30 protein-coding genes and 1 riboswitch are annotated in these 22,862 nt (G+C 39.6%); of the genes, 4 read left to right on the plus strand and 26 right to left on the minus strand.

Annotation, left to right across the window (positions count from 1 at the left end; genetic code table 11):
• Window positions 1-53 precede the first annotated feature (53 nt).
• Genes AC4PG8_RS02610 through pduA (AC4PG8_RS02690) form a run of 17 tightly spaced genes read right to left on the minus strand, consistent with a single transcriptional unit; the run spans window position 54 to window position 13,541 of the window.
• Window positions 54-758: an MIP/aquaporin family protein gene (locus AC4PG8_RS02610; RefSeq protein WP_045553373.1), complete on the minus strand. Its 705-nt coding sequence runs from the start codon at window positions 756-758 to the stop codon at window positions 54-56.
• Between the two features lie 27 nt (window positions 759-785).
• Window positions 786-1,904, minus strand: coding sequence for a 1-propanol dehydrogenase PduQ (locus AC4PG8_RS02615; RefSeq protein ID WP_185510319.1), 1,119 nt, complete (start codon window positions 1,902-1,904; stop codon window positions 786-788).
• Window positions 1,905-1,919: 15 nt separating this feature from the next.
• Window positions 1,920-3,329 carry an aldehyde dehydrogenase family protein gene (locus AC4PG8_RS02620; protein ID WP_033533133.1) on the minus strand — a complete coding sequence of 470 codons (1,410 nt, stop codon included), beginning with the start codon at window positions 3,327-3,329 and terminating at the stop codon, window positions 1,920-1,922.
• Window positions 3,330-3,335: 6 nt separating this feature from the next.
• Entirely contained in the window at window positions 3,336-4,331 is a 996-nt protein-coding gene (locus AC4PG8_RS02625) for a cob(I)yrinic acid a,c-diamide adenosyltransferase (protein ID WP_185540022.1), read from the minus strand.
• A gap of 14 nt (window positions 4,332-4,345) precedes the next feature.
• Window positions 4,346-4,609 (minus strand): EutN/CcmL family microcompartment protein, encoded by a 264-nt coding sequence (locus AC4PG8_RS02630; protein ID WP_010990786.1) that lies wholly within the window; start codon window positions 4,607-4,609, stop codon window positions 4,346-4,348.
• A 4-nt stretch (window positions 4,610-4,613) separates the two neighbouring features.
• Window positions 4,614-5,093, minus strand: coding sequence for a PduM family microcompartment protein (pduM, locus tag AC4PG8_RS02635; RefSeq protein WP_033533134.1), 480 nt, complete (start codon window positions 5,091-5,093; stop codon window positions 4,614-4,616).
• Entirely contained in the window at window positions 5,090-5,929 is an 840-nt protein-coding gene (gene eutJ, locus AC4PG8_RS02640; protein WP_153648213.1) for an ethanolamine utilization protein EutJ, read from the minus strand. Before eutJ ends, pduM begins: the two co-directional genes overlap by 4 nt.
• Before the next feature lie 20 nt (window positions 5,930-5,949).
• Window positions 5,950-6,585, minus strand: coding sequence for a phosphate propanoyltransferase (locus tag AC4PG8_RS02645; RefSeq protein WP_160463941.1), 636 nt, complete (start codon window positions 6,583-6,585; stop codon window positions 5,950-5,952).
• A 3-nt stretch (window positions 6,586-6,588) separates the two neighbouring features.
• The gene (gene pduA / locus AC4PG8_RS02650) at window positions 6,589-6,864 is read right to left on the minus strand and encodes a propanediol utilization microcompartment protein PduA (protein ID WP_003719364.1); all 276 of its coding nucleotides are present in this window, start codon (window positions 6,862-6,864) and stop codon (window positions 6,589-6,591) included.
• Between the two features lie 25 nt (window positions 6,865-6,889).
• Window positions 6,890-7,327: a BMC domain-containing protein gene (locus tag AC4PG8_RS02655; RefSeq protein ID WP_185540024.1), complete on the minus strand. Its 438-nt coding sequence runs from the start codon at window positions 7,325-7,327 to the stop codon at window positions 6,890-6,892.
• A gap of 12 nt (window positions 7,328-7,339) precedes the next feature.
• Complete coding sequence (locus AC4PG8_RS02660; RefSeq protein ID WP_003761750.1) at window positions 7,340-7,687, minus strand: glycerol dehydratase reactivase beta/small subunit family protein; 348 nt, start codon at window positions 7,685-7,687, stop codon at window positions 7,340-7,342.
• The gene (locus AC4PG8_RS02665) at window positions 7,684-9,504 is read right to left on the minus strand and encodes a diol dehydratase reactivase subunit alpha (protein ID WP_112119780.1); all 1,821 of its coding nucleotides are present in this window, start codon (window positions 9,502-9,504) and stop codon (window positions 7,684-7,686) included. Before AC4PG8_RS02665 ends, AC4PG8_RS02660 begins: the two co-directional genes overlap by 4 nt.
• Window positions 9,505-9,548: 44 nt before the next feature.
• Complete coding sequence (locus AC4PG8_RS02670; protein ID WP_010990781.1) at window positions 9,549-10,061, minus strand: diol dehydratase small subunit; 513 nt, start codon at window positions 10,059-10,061, stop codon at window positions 9,549-9,551.
• Between the two features lie 16 nt (window positions 10,062-10,077).
• Entirely contained in the window at window positions 10,078-10,737 is a 660-nt protein-coding gene (locus tag AC4PG8_RS02675) for a propanediol/glycerol family dehydratase medium subunit (RefSeq protein ID WP_003721553.1), read from the minus strand.
• Window positions 10,738-10,774: 37 nt separating this feature from the next.
• Complete coding sequence (locus AC4PG8_RS02680; RefSeq protein WP_185323836.1) at window positions 10,775-12,439, minus strand: propanediol/glycerol family dehydratase large subunit; 1,665 nt, start codon at window positions 12,437-12,439, stop codon at window positions 10,775-10,777.
• An 18-nt stretch (window positions 12,440-12,457) separates the two neighbouring features.
• Entirely contained in the window at window positions 12,458-13,261 is an 804-nt protein-coding gene (pduB, locus tag AC4PG8_RS02685) for a propanediol utilization microcompartment protein PduB (RefSeq protein WP_185540026.1), read from the minus strand.
• A complete protein-coding gene (pduA, locus tag AC4PG8_RS02690; protein WP_492169996.1) occupies window positions 13,254-13,541 on the minus strand; it encodes a propanediol utilization microcompartment protein PduA in 288 nt (95 codons plus the stop codon). The genes pduB and pduA (AC4PG8_RS02690) overlap by 8 nt, the downstream gene beginning before the upstream one ends.
• 301 nt (window positions 13,542-13,842) lie before the next feature.
• On the opposite strand from pduA (AC4PG8_RS02690), the gene AC4PG8_RS02695 reads away from it, so the two are divergent.
• The gene (locus AC4PG8_RS02695) at window positions 13,843-14,727 is read left to right on the plus strand and encodes a PocR ligand-binding domain-containing protein (RefSeq protein ID WP_010990777.1); all 885 of its coding nucleotides are present in this window, start codon (window positions 13,843-13,845) and stop codon (window positions 14,725-14,727) included.
• Window positions 14,728-14,881: 154 nt separating this feature from the next.
• A riboswitch (cobalamin riboswitch) is annotated at window positions 14,882-15,073 on the minus strand.
• 64 nt (window positions 15,074-15,137) lie between these two features.
• Here AC4PG8_RS02695 and cobC read toward each other — a convergent pair.
• The 9 genes from cobC to AC4PG8_RS02740 all read right to left on the minus strand — a co-directional run bounded on the left by cobC (window position 15,138) and on the right by AC4PG8_RS02740 (window position 21,229).
• Window positions 15,138-15,713 (minus strand): alpha-ribazole phosphatase, encoded by a 576-nt coding sequence (gene cobC, locus AC4PG8_RS02700; protein ID WP_492169997.1) that lies wholly within the window; start codon window positions 15,711-15,713, stop codon window positions 15,138-15,140.
• Entirely contained in the window at window positions 15,714-16,460 is a 747-nt protein-coding gene (gene cobS, locus AC4PG8_RS02705) for an adenosylcobinamide-GDP ribazoletransferase (RefSeq protein ID WP_492169998.1), read from the minus strand. It abuts the gene before it with no gap.
• Between the two features lies 1 nt (window position 16,461).
• Window positions 16,462-17,019, minus strand: a complete 558-nt coding sequence (gene cobU, locus AC4PG8_RS02710) for a bifunctional adenosylcobinamide kinase/adenosylcobinamide-phosphate guanylyltransferase (RefSeq protein WP_070753303.1) — start codon at window positions 17,017-17,019, stop codon at window positions 16,462-16,464.
• Window positions 17,012-17,755, minus strand: a complete 744-nt coding sequence (cblS, locus tag AC4PG8_RS02715; RefSeq protein WP_492169999.1) for an alpha-ribazole kinase — start codon at window positions 17,753-17,755, stop codon at window positions 17,012-17,014. Before cblS ends, cobU begins: the two co-directional genes overlap by 8 nt.
• Window positions 17,756-17,779: 24 nt before the next feature.
• Window positions 17,780-18,211, minus strand: coding sequence for a EutP/PduV family microcompartment system protein (locus AC4PG8_RS02720; protein WP_003721544.1), 432 nt, complete (start codon window positions 18,209-18,211; stop codon window positions 17,780-17,782).
• 5 nt (window positions 18,212-18,216) lie between these two features.
• Window positions 18,217-18,567, minus strand: coding sequence for an ethanolamine utilization microcompartment protein EutS (gene eutS / locus AC4PG8_RS02725; RefSeq protein ID WP_003724686.1), 351 nt, complete (start codon window positions 18,565-18,567; stop codon window positions 18,217-18,219).
• A gap of 147 nt (window positions 18,568-18,714) precedes the next feature.
• Window positions 18,715-19,269 (minus strand): BMC domain-containing protein, encoded by a 555-nt coding sequence (locus AC4PG8_RS02730; protein WP_003719346.1) that lies wholly within the window; start codon window positions 19,267-19,269, stop codon window positions 18,715-18,717.
• A complete protein-coding gene (locus tag AC4PG8_RS02735; RefSeq protein ID WP_185504968.1) occupies window positions 19,266-20,630 on the minus strand; it encodes a 4Fe-4S dicluster domain-containing protein in 1,365 nt (454 codons plus the stop codon). Before AC4PG8_RS02735 ends, AC4PG8_RS02730 begins: the two co-directional genes overlap by 4 nt.
• A 119-nt stretch (window positions 20,631-20,749) precedes the next feature.
• Window positions 20,750-21,229, minus strand: a complete 480-nt coding sequence (locus AC4PG8_RS02740; protein ID WP_185547265.1) for a precorrin-2 dehydrogenase/sirohydrochlorin ferrochelatase family protein — start codon at window positions 21,227-21,229, stop codon at window positions 20,750-20,752.
• A gap of 91 nt (window positions 21,230-21,320) precedes the next feature.
• Between AC4PG8_RS02740 and AC4PG8_RS02745 the strand changes: the two genes are divergently transcribed.
• The 3 genes from AC4PG8_RS02745 (at window position 21,321) to AC4PG8_RS02755 (ending at window position 22,842) form a co-directional block, all read left to right on the plus strand.
• Window positions 21,321-21,728, plus strand: coding sequence for a VOC family protein (locus AC4PG8_RS02745; RefSeq protein WP_003771400.1), 408 nt, complete (start codon window positions 21,321-21,323; stop codon window positions 21,726-21,728).
• Window positions 21,729-21,855: 127 nt separating this feature from the next.
• A complete protein-coding gene (locus tag AC4PG8_RS02750) occupies window positions 21,856-22,428 on the plus strand; it encodes an ATP-dependent Clp protease proteolytic subunit (RefSeq protein ID WP_185540034.1) in 573 nt (190 codons plus the stop codon).
• 66 nt (window positions 22,429-22,494) lie between these two features.
• On the plus strand, window positions 22,495-22,842 hold the full coding sequence (locus AC4PG8_RS02755) for a nuclear transport factor 2 family protein (protein WP_185484244.1): 348 nt from the start codon (window positions 22,495-22,497) through the stop codon (window positions 22,840-22,842).
• Window positions 22,843-22,862 lie beyond the last annotated feature (20 nt).

Here is a 22,862-nt window from a genome sequence, read left to right on the forward strand (position 1 = left end):
TCTCATTTTTAAAGGAGTAAACAACTTACTTCTTGTTTACTCCATCCTATTTTTTATAATAAAATGTTATAAAGTCCAATGGCAAGTAGACCGCCAATGATTGGGCCGACAATTGGAATCCATGCGTAGCGCCAATCTGATCCACTTTTATTTGGAACTGGTAGTAAAAAGTAAGCAAGTCTAGGTCCGAAGTCACGCGCTGGATTGATCGCATAACCTGTTGTTGGTCCAAAACTCATTCCGATTGCAACTACTAAGAAACCGAGAATTAACGGATTTAAACCATTTGTAAAACTATTCTCGCCGATCATAAGTAATCCAAAAATGAAGGCAAACGTTGCAATAATTTCACTGATTAAGTTGAACGGTGTGTTTCGAATCGCTGGTCCAGTAGAAAAAATACCATGTGTATCAATTTCTTGTGGTGTTGCTTTAAAATGCGGATAATAATGTAAAATAATAATCGATGCTCCGACAAATGCTCCGGCGATTTGGGCGATAATGTACGGAACTACATCTGCCCAAGGGAATGAACCTCCGACTGCAAGCGCAATAGTTACTGCTGGATTCAAGTGCGCCCCGCTATATGCCCCAGCGACATAAATACCAATCATTACAGCAAAACCCCAACCAAATGTAACAACTACCCAGTTCGCTCCTTGTGATAATGATTTATTTAATGTTAAACCTGCTAAAAGGCCATTACCAAACATAATAAGTACCATCGTTCCAATAAATTCCGCCAAATATGCTGACATAGTTTATCCTCCTTTTTAACGTAAAATCTAAATAATTTGTTCTAAAATTTCTTTTAGTTCTTGATGTGTTGGTGTTGTTGGACTTGTTGGCAAGCAAGCGTCTTTCAGTGCATTTGTTGCAATTTCGTCCATTTTTGCATAGACTTTTTCTTTTGTTACGCCAGCGTCTGTCAATGTTCGTGGCATTTGCATGTGTTCCATCATTTGGACAATTCTTTCACGAAGCAGACGGACAGCGGTTTCATTGGAATCAGATCTAGAAGCCATTCCGCAAATCCTCGCCAATTCAGCATATTTTTGTTCGGTATCACGATTTTTGAAGGCGTTAAAACGAATGACCGCATCAAGTAATATCGCATTAGCTAGACCGTGCGGCACGTGGAACTGTGCACCTAGTTGATGCGCAATACTATGATTTAGACCGAGATTGGCACAGTTAAAAGCCATCCCTGCCATTGTCGAAGCATTATGCATTTTTTCACGGTTAGCCAAATTACGACCATCGTCATAACAGCTCGTTAAAAAGCGTAGCGTTAATTGCACACTTTTTTCTCCTAGTGCATCCGTATAATCACTCGCAGCTTTAGAAACATAAGCTTCAATCGCGTGTGTTAATACATCCATTCCAGTATTCGCTGTAATCGCTGGCGGCACTGTGACAACGAGTTGCGCGTCAAGAATAGCCATATCCGGAATAAGTTCATCTAGGAAAAGTGGATACTTAATTTTTGTCGTTGGATCAGTAATAACGGTAGCAGCTGTCACTTCAGATCCAGTGCCACTTGTGGTTGGGATTGCGATAAAAGTACTAATATTAATTTTTTCCAAGCGTTTTGCGAAGTAGTAAATTCCTTTTGCCGTATCAATTGCTGAGCCACCGCCAAAAGCGATCATGACTTGAGGCTGAATTTTACCTGCTTCACTAACACCACTAGCTACTTTTGAAATGGGTGGATCTGGAACTACATCGGTGAAAATATGCACATTATTAGATGCATCTAACTGCCCAATTAAACCTTGAAGTCCCTCTCCATCCGCCAAAAAACGATCACAAATAATCCAAACATTTTTATTTTTAATTTCTTTTAAAACTTGTAAACTATTCGTACCAAAAGCTACTTTTGTCTTGATTTGAAAGCTATTCATTAACTTTGCCTCCTCTTAACGAATCGAAAAACCATCTGTTAAAACACAACGGCGGCGTCTAGCAAAATGACGTGCTGTAGTTGTTCCTTCTCCAGTAGGAGTTGCAATAGTGAAAGTAGTACTACCTTCTCCTCTAAAGCCTAATCCCGCAAAGGAAGGACCATTTTTGACAAAGATGGAAGTTTGCATATCTCTTGCAGCTTTGTTTAATCTCGAGATATTTTGTGAATGCATTGTCGCTGTATGATGTAAGCCTTGTTCGAGTTCAATAGCCACTTCAAGGGCTTCGTCAAAATCAGGCACTCTTACAACTGGAACGATTGGCATTAATAGCTCTACTGTTGCAAATGGATGAGATTTCTCCGTTTCCACAATGATTAAACGCGGTGTAAAATCACAAGCTATTCCTGCTTCTTTTAAGATTTCAGTTGCACTTTTTCCGACTAATTTTTTATTAGTTACACCTTTATCGGTAACGGCTACTTTTTCTAATTTTTGAATATCACTTGGATTAGTAACATGAAGAGCACCATTTTTTTCCATTTGGAATAACAAGAAATCAGCAATGCTATCAACAGCTACCACACTTTTTTCAGCAATACATAAAATATTATGATCAAAAGATGCACCGTCTACGATGTCAGCAGCTGCTTTTTCGATGTTAGCTGTTTCGTCAACAATAGAAGGCGGGTTCCCTGCTCCTGCTCCAATCACTTTTTTACCTGATTGCATCGCTTGGAGAACAACGCCCGGACCACCTGTAATAACAAGTAGCGGTACTTTTGGATGATTCATCATTTCTTGAGCTGCTTGAATGGATGGTTTAGCCACCGTTACAATAAGGTTATCAATACCACAACTTTCGCGAACAATTGTGTTTAGCTTTTCAATCAACCACAATGAAATGTTTTTTGCCCCTGGATGAGGACTATAAAAAACGGCATTTCCAGCTGCGAGCATACCGATTGAATTACAAATCAATGTTTCCGTTGGGTTTGTGCTCGGCGCTACTGCACCAATTACGCCATACGGAGAGAGTTCATACAGTGTCATACCGTTATCACCAGTAGCTACTTCTGTATATAAATCTTCTACCCCTGGTGTTTTTTCAATTGCTAACGTGTTTTTCAAAATTTTATCTGCCACATTACCCATTCCGGTTTCCGCAACTGCTCTTGTCGCAATTGTTTCAATTTCTGGATAAAGTGCTTCACGAATTGCTTTTACAACATTGCGGCGTTCTTCAAGTGATTTTTCTTTATAGCAATTCTGCGCTATAACTGCTGCTTGAACAGCCTCGTCAACTGTATCAAAAACGCCACTTTTCGCGCCTTGTGTAGTTGTTTTTGTTGGTACTTCTTTTTGTTCTGCTAATTTTTCTAAGAGAACTTTTTTTACCAGTTGTTCGAGTTCTAATGATTCCATACAGAATTACCCCTTCTCTATCATTGATAATGCTTTTTTTGCAATGTGGATATCTTCTTCCACTGATCCGCCACTAATTCCCATTCCACCAATAATCGCTCCATCTTTTCCGTAAATTGGAACGCCTCCGCCAAAAGTAACAATGTCACCATTTGTCAGTGTTTCTAATTGATAAAGTGGGGCTCCTGGCTGAACTGCTTCTGTTAATTTTTCTGTACTTGTTTTCATCGCTACGGCGGAATATGCTTTTTTCGTTGCTAGTTCTGCGCTTACTAAGAGAGCGTTTTCCATTCGGTAATTAAATCTTGCATTGCCGTGCGCATCAACTATTGCAAGTGTGACTGGAACGCCGACTTCTTCTGAAACAACCTGCACCTGATGCATTAGTTTTCCACAAAATGAAAAAGATAAATCGCTCGTCGTACTAGGCTTTTGTTCTGTTTGCTCTAAGTACTTGGCAACAATTAGCTTAGTCGCTTTATCTAGCATCTGTCTAAAGTCTTCTTCTCGAGCAAGAATATACAAGAAATCAGATAAGCGATTGACGAATTTCAACAGCTCATTTCTAACTGCTGTTTGTTCTGAAAAACGAACTAATAATCGTTCCGCTCGTCTGGCTATCGTCCGCGCACTATGAAGAAACGCGCCGGCTTTACTTGAACCAGGAAGCACAAAACTATCAACTTTTGGCAACTTCAGAGTATAAGCATCAATAACTTTTTCAAGTTCGTTAATGTCATCTTCTGTAATGACAATTTTACTAACAAGCGCAGATTCGTGTTCTGTTGCAAGCTCTGCACACACATAAAACAATTGGCGCTCAACGTTTCTAAGCAAAGCCTTGTTTTCATTTGAGGTTACGAATTTTTCTGCTACACTAATTTCGGCATTTAGCTCATCAAACGAACCATATGTTTCGACACGGTCATCATATTTTTTCACACGATTTCCATCAAATAGTGCAGTCGTTCCTTTATCGCCGGTTTTTGTATAAATACTCACGAGTTATTCACTCCTTACTTATCAAAACTATCGACAATTGCTATAATTGCCGAATCAATCGCACTATTTGGTTCTGCAAATACGCTCCTAGCCGCATTTCCACGAGCAACAAGCACATACTCCCCGATTCCAGCGCCAACAGAGTCACATGCCACTTCTTCTGAGCGCACATGTTCTCCGTTCGCATCAATTGGTTGTACAATCATTAATTTCTTGCCTGTAAGCGAATCTTCTTTTTTTGTCGAGACTACGCTTCCAGTAATTTTCGCCATAAACATAACGTCACTGCCTTTCCCGCACTGCAATATTATTTTTAGTTAAATATTCATTTGCAAGCGGTGTAATAAGCTGCTTTTTAAATTTGCAAAGAGTACTTCCGCTTGGGATTAATGCGCTATCACTGTAACAAATCACTTCAGAACTTGGATGAAAAAGCCTCTCACCAGCACTTGTAAAAACTGGATAGACTAGCTGACTGAGCATTTTATAATCCAGCCAAGGTTCGCCGTTATCATACAGTTCAAGTTCAATTGTTACCCCGTATTCTGCTGCAGTTTCAAGCCAAATAGTAAGTGATTCTGCTCGATTCCCACCTAGTATCCGCTCAAGAAAATGTTTGTTTACTTGGGTTAACCGAACTGTCCCACTTTCCATAAAAATCGCAACTGGATCGCGAGGCATTTTGCTAACAGCGATGACTGTTTTATTTGCGGCACGAAGTTTCAAGCGTTTAACAATGATTTCAACTAATTTTTCTATCATAAATTTCCGCTCCCTGAACTCATGGCAATACCAAGAGGCGTGACATACTGCGGATAATTAGGTTGAAAAACAGGCATCTTCAAATAGCTTTCAAACGTATCTTTGAACTGGCTATAAGCAGAAGCACCACCAACAATATAAAGCGGTTCTGAGGGAGATTTTTCGAGATGAACACGGGTGATTTCTGCCATTTTTTCAACCACTGGACGCATTACAGAAAAATGCTCGCTAGAATCTTTTTGCGCGCGCTTATTTTCTTCAGCTTCTTCTACAGAGACACCGTAATATCCTGCTAGAACAAGCGTCATATGCGTTCCTCCAGTTGGTTCATCTGCGGTATAAATCACGTCACCGTCTTTAAAAACGCTAATTCCTGTTGTGCCGCCACCAACATCTACAACTGCACCATCTTTTAAATCTAGTACTGCTGCAGCGGCTGTTGGCTCGTCAATTGTATAAAGTGCTTCCATTCCGGCGCTTTCTATCACGTTAGCAACTACTTTTTTGTTGTTTCCGATTGTACCAGGTGGAATAGCTCCAGAAGCATGCGTTAAACTTATTCCAAGGCTTTTTTCTGCTCTATCTTTAAGTCGTTTGACAACTTCTACGGACTCGCGGTAATTAACAACAAGCCCATCGCGAACAGCGTCAGCAAATTCAAACGCTCCAAAAAGCGGAACATTATTTTCATCCAACACAACGAAAACAATCGAGGAAGTCCCTAAATCGACGCCAACTTTTACTTTTTGATTAGCAGAAATCTTTTGTTTGGTATCTTTATTCATTAGTGCTGCAAGCTGTTCCATCCGTTCGTTAGCTGTTTGTAAAATATCCATTTCCACACCTCCTTATCAGGTCACGACTTGATTATTTTTGCAAAGCTATCGCCAGCAATATCTGCCGCGTTTGCTTCATCTGTATCAATATGCATTTCTGGGATAAATTGATTATTCACTCGAATCGTACAATGGTTTAACACGAGACTACGTATTTCTGAACCTACTAGGACAGAAACTTCATCACCTTGTTTTACACCGTATTCATTCGCCACACTTTCTGGTAAATGGATATGACGTTTCGCAACAATTGCTCCTTTTGGTAAGAAGATTTCGCTATGTTTAGAAACGAGTTTGATCCCTGGTGTTCCTTCAATATCACCAGATACACGAATTGGAATATTCATCCCTAACATCCGTGCATCCGTTTTAGAAAGCTCTACTTGCGAAAATTTTCGAAGTGGCCCTAAAATCCGAACCCGCTTTAACTCGCCTCTTTCTGAAACTACGGTGAGAGTTTGTTCAGCAGCAAATTCGCCAGGTTGCTTTAACCATTTTTTCACTTCAATAGGTTCATTTGGAAAAAGTTGGTTATAGTCTTTTTCTGTTAGATGAATGTGGCGGTTAGAGACTCCGATTGGAATCTCTGTCTCCGCGCCACCATATTTATCTGTTACGATTTTCTTAATTATTGCTTTTAATTCTTCTCTTTCCACGGCTTATAAACCTTTTGGTAGCAACGTTTCTACATCATTGTGTGGACGTGGGATAACGTGGATAGATTGTACTTCTCCAACATTACGAGCTGCTGCTGCGCCTGCATCTGTTGCTGCTTTTACTGCGCCAACATCACCGCGAACCATAACAGTTACAAGTCCTGAACCGATTTTTTCATAACCTACAAGCGATACATTTGCTGCTTTTACCATTGCGTCAGCTGCTTCAATTGCGCCAACAAGTCCTTTAGTTTCAATCATTCCTAGTGCGTTATTCATAATTATTTCCTCCTCAAAATTAGGTTTACTTCTCTTCTTCAAAATGAATACAATCTTGTCTTGGATCACCTTTTATCCGTGGACAAAGTGGATCATGACATAAATTGCAGGTCGCTTCTACCGATGTTTCAGGTTCCGCGACATCTTCTGTTTCAACAATCAATTCTGGTTCTTCTGGCACAATTTCTTCTTTTGGCCAAAATACTGTAAAAATCTCTTCCCCTGGTCGAGGAATGACTTTTTTCGCAATAAAGCTGTCTGAGGCTATTGCCGTTTGTTCTCCTGCTTCAAGAGCAGCATTGACGGCAGCAACATCTCCTTCCACTTTCACAGTAATCCAGCCAAAACCTTTTGCTTTTTCTGTGTCCACGATTTGGATATTTGCTACTTTAGCCATTGTATCTGCTACAGTAATCGCTGAAGCAAGTCCTTTAATTTCAATAATTCCAATTGCTTGATGCATTCCTTCACCTCCTTATTTAAAAGGTACACCCTTGACGAGTCGCGCCGCATTCATTCCCATATTTCGTTGTTTTTCCAAGGTCGCTGCGCAAAAACGATATTCTGAAAATAGCGGCTGATCTGGCGGCAAATTACGATAATGAATCACTAAATGATCATTTTTGAGCGTAATTCCAACCAAAAGTGGCGAACTCGCTGAAGCTCGAAATGCGGCTTGCACTTCGTCTTTTAAAGGCATAATTTCTAATTCACATGGAATGCCTTCTTCTTCTATTCCGAATAATACTTGTTTAATACAGTCTGGATTCGCGCTTTGATCTGCATGAAAATAAATAGCTGGTTTATTTACAACCGGAATCATACATCAGCACCACCCGACAGTATTAATCCTGTTGCAACTGCATTTCTAGGTCCTTCTTGTCCGCGAATATTTCCCCGTCCCGCAACTAAGGAATAATGAGATAATGCATCTGTGATTAATTGCGGAATCTCAAAATCAAGGGCTGATCCTCCGACAATAACGACAAATGGAATATCACGAATGTTCCCAGTTGGGCTGACATATTTTAATGCACGGATCGTATTCGTTACAAAAACGCGCTCTTTAGCCGAACGACGAATTAATTTAATTTTTTCAATCGAAACGTCACCTGGAATTGGTACAAATCCATCTGGTTTTACAATCACTACTTTCGCAAAAACACTTGGGGAAAGCGGCGTATCGAAAAATTGAACCGTACCATCTTCATGGCGAATATGAAAAATGCTTTCGACTTTAGCAAGTGGATATTTTTTTATATCTTCTGCTAAATACCGATCTTCAAGGCCAATTTCTGACTGGATAATCATCGTTACCATATCACCTGCTCCAGCTAAATGAGTAGCAATGATTTCGCCTTTTCCATTTATGATTGAAGCATCTGTTGAACCTGCTCCTAAGTCTAAAATAGCAAGTGGTGTATTGGTTCCTGGGGTAGTAAGTGCCCCGAGGATCGCTGCCTCAGCTTCTGCGCCACCAATTTTGACCGTTACATTTAGCTCTTGTTCGATTTCTGAGGCAATCGCAGCCATTTGTAAATGATCACTTTTTACCATTGAGGCAATTCCAACAGCTTGCTCCATGGAAAATTCACCCGCCAGACCACCTTGAACATCTACTGGAACAAACGTATCTACAGCCAGCAAATCTTGAATAAAAATATCTGCCGGTAATTTATCAGTAAGTCCAGCCATGGTTTGTCGTACTTTTTCTAGCATGCCGCCGATATTTGTTCCCGGTTCGCCGCTTGCATTATCAAGTTTTGGCAGTGACATAATCGCTTGCATGATTTTCTCGGAACCTTCTGCTACATTTACACGCTGCGTTCTAGTTCCTGATTGAAGTTCAATATGTCCGGCTGGTATTGTTCTAGCTTTTACGTCGCCTTCTGGTGTTTTAATCACAACTGCTGAACGATTACCAATTAATGCTCGAGCTACGGGAATGATATTCTTCGTTTCATCAGAACTCAAACGGAAGACTGTCGCAATACCATACGGATTAGAAATCGTTTCAATGACTTTACCAGGAGCTGCGACTTCAACAGCCGCTAACATATCAACTGGAACTTTATCAATAAAACCAACTTCATCTACAATCGGAATTTTATGGTTTAATCGATTATGAACGAGCACCCCGTCGTCTGCTTGAAGGATCGCAGCAGTTATTTGATAGCCAAGTTCGGTATAATCATTAATCTGCTGTGCGGCATCTTCAAAGTCAACCGTTTTTGGGATAATCACGATATAATCAGTATCTTTTGATTTAGAAGCCACTTCATCCAAATGTACTGTAATTCCTGAACCCATTCCAAGCCCACCTGGTGTTTTAGGATTATGCCCAATCATGGTAGACTCTGTGATAATTGTTTCAGTAATTGTTTCCATTGCTACATCACCAATCACGGGAGTCGCTTCATTAATACGAATTTCAGCCAAATCCGCTGTTGTTGCATTTACTTTTTCTAAAGCTAGTTTTAACGCTTTAAAAATCCCGTGAAGATTTTGTTTTGTTCCTTTGATACCAGTTGTGTCTGTAATAGCGCTAGCAACAAACTCCGCATTATTTACCGAGTCGAGGATGGCAAGCGCCACTTCAGTTGTCGAGTTTCCGATATCAATACCTGCAATATACTTCATTCATTTCACCGCATTTCCTACATAATCATGAGCAAAGGTGAATTTTAATTATCGCCTTTTAATTTCTTACGCTCTTGATAAAGCTGTGCTGCTTCACGAACATAATTAGAACAAATTGTTGCTTGATACACATTTTCTAATTCATCCGCAATCGCAAGCAATTCTTCTCTTGAGGAACGGTAAGGACGCATCGCATTGTAAATTTCTAAAATACGCTCATCTGGAACAACGGTTAATTCTGCTGCACGTTCAAAGTTGTTCGCGAGTGTAGCACGTCCTGCATCTCTTGCTACTTGCGCTTGCATTTTAAGCGTCTCTGCTGTTACACGAACATCTTCAGGTTTAATTGTGCCATCTAGAACACTTTTTAGCGTAATATCATCCAAAGATTTAGATGAAGCTGTTTTTACAAGTTCTGGACGTTTCGTACCAAGTGGGTAGTCGCGTACAGTCAGTGAATCTCCGCTTGCTTTTTGAGAAGTGGTTGTTGTTACTGCACCACTATTTACTTCTTGTAAAATATTTCTAACCATATTTTCTAGTGCTTCTTGATTCATCATTCTCACCTCACTATTAATTTACTTGTAGTTCGACTGCATTTTTACCTTGAACAACATGTTTCGTTTCTTTGATATGAAGTAAAGCTGCTTTTGCTTGGAATTTTGGACGAGCCATTTGATCATTTACCATTGGGACTGGATTTGGTGATTCACCTTTTGCATATTTCGCAGCGTTTTTACCAATTGCCCGGTAAGTTTCTAGTGTGATTAGTGGTGCTTGTGGGAATAACTCTAGATTCGAAAGTGGTTGTAAATCCTTTTGGTGGATTAATGCTGTACCGCGCGACTGAATGCCGATACAAATACCAGAACCACTTAATTTATCGCCTTCTACTGCGACGAAAGCTACGTCAGAAGAACGGAATACACGAACAACGCGTGCTTTTAACCCTTCTTCTTCAATACCTGCAATCACTTCTCGTAAAATCTGTTTATGTGGAACGCCAACAATGTTTTTCGTTTGATATTTACCAAAAGCTGGTGCGACCGCAATGACAACTTCATCTTTTTGTCTTCCTGGTTTCGCATCCCCAACTTCTGTTAAAAAGCTCTCATCTGAAACTGCAACACTTGGCTGTTCTTTTTGGAAAGAAACTTTATCTTCTTTAAGCTGTAATTCATCTAGTACTTCTGAGATAATTCCGCGAAGCACTTTTTCGTTAATTTCAACCATGTCTCTTAATCCTCCTTTATAAAAAATGGGAAGTAGCTTAATCTAATTCGTTTGCATCAACTGCAACAGCAATATCTTTTAATTTTTCCCAGCGTTCGCCTTCTAAGCGATAACCAGTTCCTGGGCCTGCGTAATCATTTAAATCGTTGACGGAACTAATGACATTCCAGTCTTTATCAATGATGGCAGATGTATGAAGGAAGTCTCCAGATACGCGTTGTTTCAGCATGTTTAGTACGCTTTCGGCAACATCGTCAAATCCACCAGCAGCTAATGCTTTTACAACATCCAGACCAGTTACGCCGCGGTCCATCATTTCTGCTGCTGCTTTAATATCTTCTACCATGTTACGTTCTGGCATATCTTTACTTCCACGTGCATAGGTTGCTGCTTCTACTTCCTCATCCGTTACAGCAGGAAGACCTAATTTATCAAAGACAACTTGGATTACTCGTGCAGCTTTATTTCTAACCGCTACAACTTCTTCCTCCGTCACTGGGGTTAAACCACCATCTACTTTTAAGTCACGTTGTAAAATATTGTAATCATCAAAATCATCTGCATCAAAATTGGAACCCGCAAACATATTGTCATAGTTTGGAGTCGCACTATATCCAGAGGAAATGTAATCTGTTCCTGGTAAAAATTGCATTAGTAAACGAGCTGTACGACGAATATCCGAGTGAGAGAAAGTTTGGTCGTTACCAGAAGCTACTTCTAGATCTAACATAACGGCAATTAAATTCTCTGCAAGAACCGCTCTAATACCACTTGGTACGGCTCCCGGAATTCCGATACAACTAATCGACCCATTTTGTAACCCTTGAACACCAGCCGCTTTTGTAATAAAAATACAGCGCGATTCAAGGTAAAGCATGGATTTTCCTTCTGCATAACCCATTTGAACCTCTGAACCAGTTCCAGATGTGAAACGCATTTTTAGACCACGAGACGCATAAGCACTTGCCAAAATACCTTTGGACCAAGGCGTATCATCTCCGTCTGTAAATACAGGTTCTGTACCATAAACAGAAATCGTTTCAGCGTAACAAGTTAAACCGCGCATACCAAGCTCTAATTCTGTTGCTTCTTCAAGAGAACATTGGGTTAATACGCCACCACGGCCAGTTTGCGAACCTACCAATAAGCTAAGTGCGTTGAAAGGTGCATAACGAACTACCGCAACGGTTGTTTCTTGCTCGTCAAAACCACGAATTGCTGCCTCTGCTGCATCTGCTGCAATTTGAACAGGATTATCACGCAAGTTAGTTACGTGAGCTTGCGTTGTCGGTGTTCTACGTGAGCGCATTTTTTGCATGGACATCATCATTTCGACAACGTTCATTTGTGAAACTACTTCTACTATTTTTGCCGGTGTCATTGCTGTTGTAAGTAAAACGATTTTTTCCCGCGGTACATTTGGGTCGCAAAGCATGTTTGCGAGCTTCACAGAATCCATTTTCATAACTTCTTCCGCACGGGATAAATCGACGCCATATTTAGCGATGAAATGGTCAATTAAGTCAAAATCAGCTAATTTTTTGCTGTCCATTTCGACTACTTTACCATTTTCTATTTTAATGCTTGGTTTTGGGTCATTTGGACTTTCCATTGCGATTAAGCCTTCTTCAATCCATTCTTTTACAAAACCATCTTGATTGACCGGGCGTTTTGCTAATTCTTCAAAGCGTTTTGATTTCATCAGTCGTTACCCTCCGTTCTAAATGTAGGATGGACGATCATTTTTCGGTTCATCCCCTAAAGCTCCAAGTAATTTTTTACCAATTTCACGTGCAGAAATAACTGCTTGACGAACTGCGCCAGAATCTCCTGAAATACAAAGAATAACTTCATTGGAGAAGCTTGTTCCATCTGCTGGTGAAGAATATGCAACTACATCTACATTGGCGGATTTCACTGCAGTATCAGCCATTACAACACCAATTCCAGCCGGTGCACCAACCATAAGCCCAAATGCTTTACCTACTGGTGCGCCAAATGCTGTATTAAGTGCGTGGCTTGCGCGAGCAGTATATTGAAGTTCAATATGTCCTGCTTCATTACCGTATACATCTCCAAAAGTTTTATCTAATTCATTCAGTGCAACTTCCACTGCGCGTTTAACGTCAGAAACATCATCACCACCAAAGATAATTAAAGAACCGTGACCTGCACCGCCTTTTGTATCACGCGGTAGTTCGATTTTTACTACTTCTGTATTCGTTGCTTTTACAGCTTCATCTGCTGCCATAATATGTGGGCCTGCACCAGTACGGGCTCCTAAAATACCTATAGAACGGTAAGACTTCTCAAGCTTCATTGCTTCTAAAAGTTGTCCGTCTACATTCGCAATCACTAGGCCGATTGTATCTCCAATCGCTGTTCCTACAAACTCTGTTAATTGAACTGCTTTTTCATTCATTTGACGTGATCCTCCATCCTCTACTAGTTTTTCCGGGGCATCATTAACCGTTTCCATTACCTGTTTTAGAATTTCGTCAATTAGTTTATTTTGCTCACTCATCTGACTTCACCCTCACTGGTAAAATTTCTTCCACCTCAGTATGCGGACGAGGAATAACATGCGTACTCATTACGGTACCTACATTTCTTGCTGCTTCTGCTCCAGCGTCTGTTGCTGCTTTAACTGCACCAACATCTCCTCGAACCATCACAGTAACAAGCCCGGATCCGATTTTTTCGTACCCTGTTAATGTTACGTTAGCTGATTTAACCATGGCGTCAGCGGCTTCAATGGCGCCAACTAGCCCTTTAGTTTCAACTAAGCCTAGTGCTTCTTGCATGGGTGTACCTCCTTCTCAAAATAAGTATTTTACTCTCTCAGTATATGCAATCTAATATATAAATAGTTGCCGCTTACAATATAAAAAAAGAAGACTTGAATCGTGTTTTAACACAATTTTGCGCCTTCAAAAAAATAAACGACAAAAAGCCATCCAGTAGAGCATGGTTTGGGCTTTCTACTATGAAATTAGTCTTAGCAATATATTGTTATCTTCATGGCAAGAAAATGTAAGCGCATTATAAATATGCTATACTAAGAACGACAGAAACACGCCAAGTATTGCCGAAAGGGGAATAGCTATGTTACTACAAACCAAAAGCAATGAAATGCTTCTTGAAAAAGTCATGGATGAGTTCTCAGCCGCTACTAGTCTAGCCTCAGTTGTTGTAGATATACACGGTACCGAAGTTTCAAGATTATGTAACTTTACTCCTTTTTGCCAACTCATTCGTTCTAACCCAAAATATCGCTCGCTTTGCCAAAAATGTGATATGTTTGGCGGGTTGGAAGCTTCTAAAACCGGAAAGCCTTTAATTTATCGATGTCACGCTGGACTAACCGATTTTTCAGTTCCAATCGTCGTCGAAAATCAACTGAGCGGATTTTTACTCAGTGGCCAGGTTATTTGTGAAGAAAATAGTGAAGTTGGTAATATTCAAACAGAAGAAACTGATTGGAAAAACGATAAAGACCTAATTTCCGCGTTTCGCTCTGTCCCTGTTTTCAGCTCTAAAAAAATCAATTCTTCTGCCGAAATGCTTACAATTATCTCCCAGTATTACTTGAAATCTGAAATGGAAAAAAGCCGCGAAGAACAAAAACAAAAAATCGTCTTCCATCACAATAAACCAACACATCATGAAGATAATAAAGAAATTCGAAAAGCACTTAAGTATATTGAAAAAAATCTCAATCGTCCAATTACACTTGATGAAGTTGCAAGTCATGTATACCTTAGCTCTTATTACTTCAGTAAATTATTCAAAAAAGAAATGAATGTTAATTTTATCAATTATGTAAACCAAAAGAAAATGTCGCTCGCAAAAGATATGCTGAAAAATCCGCGTTGGTCGATTGATAATGTTGCTCGTAACTTAGGCTTCACACAAACGAGTTATTTCTGCAAAGTCTTCCGCAAAGAGTTTGATGTAACTCCAAAAGGCTACCGCGAAACCTTAAAATAAGTACTTTCCAAAGTCATATTCGATGATTATTTCAGAATATGACTTTTTTGCTGCCTGAAAAACAAAAAAACTTTCATCCAATATCGAATGAGAGTTTATGCACAGCAAATAAGCTATACTACCCGCATACGCTTTTTAGGACCCCGAAAAAGAGTTGCTTCCGTCTTATTTGGCGAGTATCCTGACTTGGCTTCATTCAACAATTGAACCTTCCCATACGTCAAAAACGCACAGTGGTTATTTTCAATTCTTGTCCACCTTACAGTTGCGGGGGCAGTTCCGGCTTCACACCGAATTCCTCTTTCAGAAATGCAAACACATTCCACCAACATAAGACCTATTTAACTACCTACATCTTACCACAAACAATTTACAAAAAAAGCGTTTTCACCTGAAACAACAAAAATCTACTATTGATTAGAAATGAGAAAACTTTGAGACTTATTGTCCCAGAGCGAATAGCACCCTTGCTTAAAATCGGCATCCCAAAATTGTGCTATTTTTTGATCTTGTAGAAAAAGTGCAATGGCGCGTAACACACCAAGATGCCCTACAAATAACACCGTATCGAGTTTCTGCCAGTTTTCCCATTCAGCCTTAAATGTAGCTATCACTCGCTCATAAAAAACCGGAAAACTTTCCCCATTTGGAAACGGAGCTGTTTGCCAGTTACTACAATAGTCATCCCAGGCGACAGGAAACTTAGTACTAATTTCTTGATAGGTATATCCTTCAAAATCGCCAAAATTCATTTCATTAAATGTAGGAAAACGAATCGGCTTTCGGCTACTTAACAATGCTGCAGACTGACTTACTCGCATTAAATCGCTTGTAACTACTAAATCAAATGAGTAATCAGTAAGTCTCTCTTGAAGTCGTTTCATTTGTCTTATACCATTTTCATTTAAAGCCACGTCCATTTGACCACAATATTTTTTTAGTGCATTGCAGTCGGTTTCGCCGTGCCGGACAAAAATAAGTTGCAATTACATCAACCCCCAAATTAACACTAAACAAAATAGACACACAAGTTGTCCCATTTGCCCACCTGCACCAAGCGTATCCCCGTTCATTCCACCAATTCGCTTATATACAAATAACCGGTAAATAATCGTAAATACTAACACGCCGGCGTAAGCAATTAGCCCAACATAAGAGAAAAACAACGCTAAAACAAAGAGGACAATCCCTTGGGCAATCATAATCGGCCACCAAGGAACACCTAGAAAAATAGAACCAAGCCCTTCTTTCGATCCTGCATAACTCATTTTCGCAAAAAGTAGCATTGTCACACCTTTTGCAACGATTGGTAAAACGAAAAACAACCAGCCAATCTGCTGTAGATTTGGAACAGAAAGAAATAAAGCGCCATAGAAAAGAAAATAAAAGCAAATCGCAATCACACCATTGGCACCAACCCGACTATCTTTCATAATTTCTAGCATCCGCTCTTTTTTACGCGAAGAAAATAATCCGTCAGCTGTATCTGCAAGCGCATCAACATGGAATCCGCCCGTAATAATAATTTCTGCAAAAAGTCCTGCGATAATCGCAACTGGCAAAGGCATAACAAGCGCTACTAAAGAAAAAACGAGCCAATTCCAAGCACCTATAACAACCCCAACAAATGGAAGAAGCGCGCTCCCTTTTTTCAAGTTAATCTCATCCATATTTATTTGGATCGGTAGCGGAATTCGCGTAAAGAATTGAATTAATAAAATCAATGTTTTCATATTACTTCCACCTTTTCGGAATGCCGCTCACGACAAAATAAACTTCCTCTACTTCCGTTGCAATTTGCTGATTAATACGACCAATAATATCTCGAAATACTCGAGTTAACTTGTTTTCAGGTACAACCCCTAGCCCAATTTCGTTCGTAACAAAAATAAGTTTGGCAGAGGATTGCTTTCCTGCTTTTAAAATTGCGCAAACTTCCGATTGAATTCCCGCTTCTACTTCATCAGCAATCTCATTTGTCAACTCGCGCTCACCAAGCAACGAAAAAAATAAATTAGTTACTAACATCGTTACACAATCAAGCATTATTACATCATATTGATTTCCATGTTGCTCCAAATAAGTGGCAATCCCTTTAAACGCTTCAAAAGTATCCCAGTTCTCTGGACGGGTTGCTTGATGTTTTTTTATCCTAGCTTGAAACTCTGTATCATTTTGAAATGCAATTCCAGTCGCCACATATAAAACACGATCATATTTGGCAGCTTCTTTTTCAGCAAAATTACTTTTACCACTTCTAGCGCCACCAGTTACAAGCATCATTTCAGCCATGGTAATTCCTCAACTCTCCTAAACATTTAGCAGCTGGAAAATTCTGCTCAAATGATTTTACTTCACTCGCTTTAACTGCTACTAAAATAACCGAAGCCGGCCCAGCAGTTTTATTCATGGTCGCTTCATTAAAAACGCCACTGGCTTCGAAAACACAATCATTGAGCTGTGCTAAAGTATTGGCCTCATAAGCCATTCCTTTCGACCCAACCGGCACAACTTCAAGTACTCTACTATCAGAAACTAACTGTTTGACCAAATGATAATCTGGCATTTCCGTCATCCTCTGCAAAACTTCTGCTCCAACAATCGGTTCGCCAAATGCAAATAAGACCGCAGCTTCATGCACATTTATGAGCTTAAGTGCAGCTTTAGTCGCAAAACCAGTTACAAGAACGCCTACACTAGTTTGTGTTACGTTCATATTTTCTTCAGTACTACCATTTAATTCAATATGACCTAAATCAGCCTTAATAAGTTCATCATTTAGACCTGCGATAACACGTTTACCGGTCGGCTCCATTTCCGCTCCGATAACATCACTCACAGCCACTACTACAGCACCTGAAGCAAGCATTTCTAATAGAGCAACTCTCAAGGTCAACCGAGCTGTGACTTCCGGCGCAACTCTTAAGCCATCATGCACTTTCTCACCAAACCCAGCGCTAATATCACAGCTCGTCAAAACACAACCACCAGGCACATCAATTACAGATAAATCCCTCACTTGAGGCATAAAATAACCCCCACTTAGTTAAAATTAATCTTCCAAATATGCCCGAAGCTCCTCTATTCCAGTTTCCTCTACAGAAGAAATATAAAAAATATGCTTCGCGCCAGCCATACGTAATTCCCGCTCTGCTCGCTCGATGTCTTTGTCCGATTCCGCTAAATCCACTTTTGTAACAATCCCAATAACCGGTTTAGCAAAAATACTGGCAAACATCGGTGAAAACGTCTGCTTCTTCTCCGTTACACTTTGTAAAATCGCGATTACTGATGCATCAGCCGCAGTCACAGTGAGCGCACTGTAAAGTTGTCTATGCTGTACAAATTCGCCTGGTGTATCAATCATTTCTTGAAAATACTCCACAGCCTGTGTTTTTTTATATAAAATATCATATCCATGTAATTTCTGGCACAGCGTTGTTTTACCACAACCAACTGAACCCATTACCATCATTTTCTTCAAGTGACTCAGCTCCTAGTGATTTTTGGAATAGAAAAGTCCAAAATCTCATGTAATGAATAAACGACTTGTTGTAAAGCTGATTCAACAGAAGAAACATCACCTGTAAGTACAACGGAGCCACTAAAACGATCAATAAATCCAATTCTTACGTCACCTGATTTAGTTGCAATGTCACTCGCAATAATCGAAGCCTCACTTGGCGTAATCGTTAAAATTCCAATCGCACTTGCGCCTTCTTCTAATCCTAATTTTGTATAAATATCACGGTTCGGGTTGGCGATTAAATGCGCCAGCGTCACCTGTTTTCCCGGTACATATTCTTGTATTACACGCTCTTTATTATCATCAAAACTCATTTTCTTCACTCCTCATCTAGACAAACTATCTCAAAATAATCCTATCATATTTAAGCGCCACTATTTTGTCAGATTGTTCAAAAGGCACGCAACCACAGTCAGTGCGTACCTTTCTCAAAAACTCTATGACAATATATTGTTATCTTTTTAATAGATTAAACTCTCGAAAACTTCTTTACGAGGTCTTGGTATAACTACTTTATTAATTAAAAGTGCTTCCTCTTTAGCAGCTGCAAGTCCCGCTTCCACGGCTGCTTCACATGCTGCTGTATCACCAGTTAGAACAACGAAAGATTTACCAGCAATCCCCGTCGCCAACCGAATATCCATTAACTGAACATCTGCAGCTTTTACCGCGGCATCTGCAGCAATAATTGATCCTGAACAGGAATAATACTCCATAACACCAACTGCATTCATCTCATCTGGCACTTCCGTTTTGTTAATTGCTTTGATTACTTGGTCGGACACGCGAGGAATGACTAAGTTCCCAACGATATTTGCCGCACCAATCTTCGTTCCAGCTTCAATTGATTGTGCTACAGAATCTACTGTACCTGCAATTAATATATAATACTTCCCAGGACAGCTTGCTTTAGCATAAATCAATTCGGAGTTGGCCGCTTTTAGCATTGTATCAACCGCCTCGATGCCTTTCGAAATACTATTTAATTCGAGAAATCCTAATGTATCCATTTTCATGACATCACCTTCTTAATATGAACTTGTTCTTCGGTTATACGAATAATTTGACCGTCAATACTTGCATGGATATTTGCCCCAAGAGCAGTATCAGGAATTTTCGCAATTAAATCGCCTTTTTTCACGATGTCCCCTTCACTTACTACTGGAATAGACGGCGCACCAATATGCATTTTTGTTGGGATAAAAACTTCATCCACATCTAAATAATGCATTGTTTCTAAATGAACATCAGCATATTGCTGCAAGCCCATTTTAATTAGAATATTTTTTGGAGCAATCGATTTATAATCGCGCATCGGGTCAGGCGTAAATTCTTTTTTATCAGTTTGATAACGAACACCTTGTTTTAAAAGCTCTTTTTTCACATGAATGTTTACTTGGCGCGGGGAAAGCCCCATCGGACAGGCAATTACTTCACAAATACCACATTCGCAACAAATCATCGCTTCTTCCCAAATCGGATCTGGTTTAATATCCGTTATATCTTCTGCAACCGCAAAATGGCGCATGACTTTATGCGGATGAATATCATGACCTAATTGTTGTCTCGGGCATAAATCCGAACAAAGCGAACACTGAATACAAGCCGATTTTGTTTCATTAAAAATTTGTTCCACTGTTTGGTAATGTAGCTTGTGCAGATAACCCGTATCCTCTGCCACAATCAAACCAGAAGTTGTTTTCGTTACAACTTTTTCAGCAATAGTGGACTGATCATTTAATTTCCCCATCATCGGTCCACCATCTAAAAATAAATACTCGTCTAAATTAGTTCCACCAGCTGCTGCTAAACATACTTCAAATGGCGTTCCAACTGGTACATCTAAAAGTTTTGGCTCTCCAACTGCTCCAGTTACTGTTAACTGTTTACGAACAACCGGCGCGTCATCTTGAATCGCATGAAAGACGTTCCACATTGTCGAGACATTCGATACAATACAGCCAACCATAAGTGGAATACCGCTCGGTGGCACAACGCGTCCAGTCACTTCAAAGACCATCACTTGCTCGTCGCCAGTTGGATAGACATTATCCATCTCATGTATTGTCACGCTTGCATTTAGTTCTGTAATTGCTGACCGTAAAGCCGCAATTTCTTCTGTGTAATACCGTTTTGTTGCAATAACGGCAAACTCTGCACCTACTTGGTTTTTAACCATTTCAATTGCTTTAATCGTTTCTACTGCATGGTTTCTCATGACAAAATGATCTGTTTTTAGGAGCGGTTCACATTCCGCTGCGTTAATAATTAAGTATTCCACTTCACCGCTAAATTTGGCATGGGTCGGAAAGCCCGCTCCACCACAACCAACAACTCCGGCATCTTTAATCTTTTCTAAAATGGACATTTGGCTCAGCACCCTCTTAATAGTTTTTCAGTATACTTCAATGATAGAGCGTTTACATTCCAAAATCTATAGTAAAATTTTGCAACCTAAAAGAGAGCAATATAATAGAATAAAAAACCTACTAAAATTTAGCAGGTTTTATCTTTTTTGTTACGCCTTCCGATTTCTTCTGTTTCTAAATTTTCTACTAACTGGCTGACTTCCCGTTTTACTTTCTTGGCGTATCCAGGATTACCGCCGCCCGTTGAAATACCGACTAGCAACTCATTTTTTGATACAGTTGCCATATTGAAAAAATCGGAATTCTTTTGTTCTGTCGTATCATTCACTAGTTGTTCTGGCAGATGATCTTTCAGTACCATTTGGTTTACTTCTGGGTTATTCGTACAAATAAATATCAAAAAAGCACCAGCTAGATGTTCGGCCCGGTAAGCTTCTTCTTTCACCTGCACTTGAAGCTCTTTTATCTCTGGCAAAACATCTAATCCGACAATTAAAATATCAGCTCCGGTATGAAGCAGCCCCTTTACTTTACGAAGCGCCACCTTCCCGCCGCCAATTATGACAACCCGTTTCCCTGTAATATCAAGCATTATCGGATATTTCATCATCAAGCCCCCGCACATTTTTCTTCATTTTAACACATAATTGAAACATTTTTCGGGTATAGTTAAAATAATTCAAAAGGAGGTAAAATAAATGTTTAATCAAGCAAAACGAATCTCCACATTTTTCACTTTTAATGGTAATGGCGAGGAAGCTTTTAATTTTTATTTAGACACTTTTCCAGATGCGAAAAAAATCGGCTTAACTTACTTCACAAAACCAGAACAAGGCGGCGATATTGGCAAGGTGCTGAATGCTACCTTTGAAATTAAGGGAGCATCATTTATGATTATGGACATGACTAACAACGCCTCCCCTGACTTCAGCTGGGCTACAACAACCCTTTATTTTGCAGACACAGAAGATGAATTCGATACCCTTTTTGAAAAACTGGCTAAAGAAGGTACGGTTATGATGGGACCTGAAGAAGTTGAAGCGCTTCGAAAAGTGGCTTGGGTAACTGATAAATTCGGGATTACTTGGCAACTCGCATTCGTATAAAATTAAGAAGAGAACGCTATCCTAAAGCGTTTTCTTTTTTCTATCCAAAATGTTTGACCATTTTCGACCATTATGATAAGATACCTGTATTACAAATAAACTAAGGCTTTTTAAGGAGGAATTTTTCATGGCAGAGAATAAAAATAATGAAAATATCACAAACATCCTTACCCAAAAATTGATTGATACACGAACGGTGTTAATTTACGGGGAAATCAATCAGGAGTTAGCCGAAGACGTTTCTAAGCAGCTTTTACTACTTGAATCGATCAGCGACGAACCAATTACGATTTTTGTAAATAGCCAAGGTGGTCATGTTGAAGCTGGCGATACGATTCACGATATGATTAAATTCATTAAACCAACAGTGAAAGTCGTTGGAACTGGATGGGTTGCAAGTGCTGGTATTACTATTTACCTAGCCGCTGACAAAGAAAACCGTTATAGCCTACCTAACACTCGCTATATGATTCATCAACCAGCTGGCGGTGTCCAAGGTCAAAGCACAGAAATTGAAATCGAAGCAAAAGAAATTATCCGGATGCGCGAAAGAATTAATCGTCTCATCGCCGAAGCAACAGGTCAATCGTACGAAAAAATCTCCAAAGATACAGACCGCAACTTCTGGCTTTCTGTAAATGAAGCAAAAGATTACGGCATCGTAAATAAAATCATTCAAAATCGTGACGGCATAAAATAACACAAAAAGGTTCACTTACAATTTTGAAGTGAACCTTTTTTATTCCTTTAAAACGGAGGACTTATAATGGAATTAACGAAAGAAAATTTTCAAAAACTTGACCAAATACATTTATCGCTCGAAAACCGTCACTCCATGTCCGAAATTATCGATATTTTAAGCGAATCTTATATTGAAATCACGCAAAGCGGTGTTGTTAAAGACTTTTCCTATTACAAATCGCTAACAACACTTGGCGATAGCGCTCTAGAAATCATGAATTACGACATAAAAATCTTGGATGAAACAAAGGTCTTATCATATTATAAACTTAAAAATCTAAGTGAAAACTCCTATACAATGCGAAGTAACATCTGGATTTTCGAAAATAGCTCGTGGAAACTCACCTTTCACCAAGGCACAAAAATCGTATAGAAAAGGAATTTGACTAAAAG

It is taken from the genome of Listeria sp. MAN/IMW/UF555 (assembly GCF_058684075.1).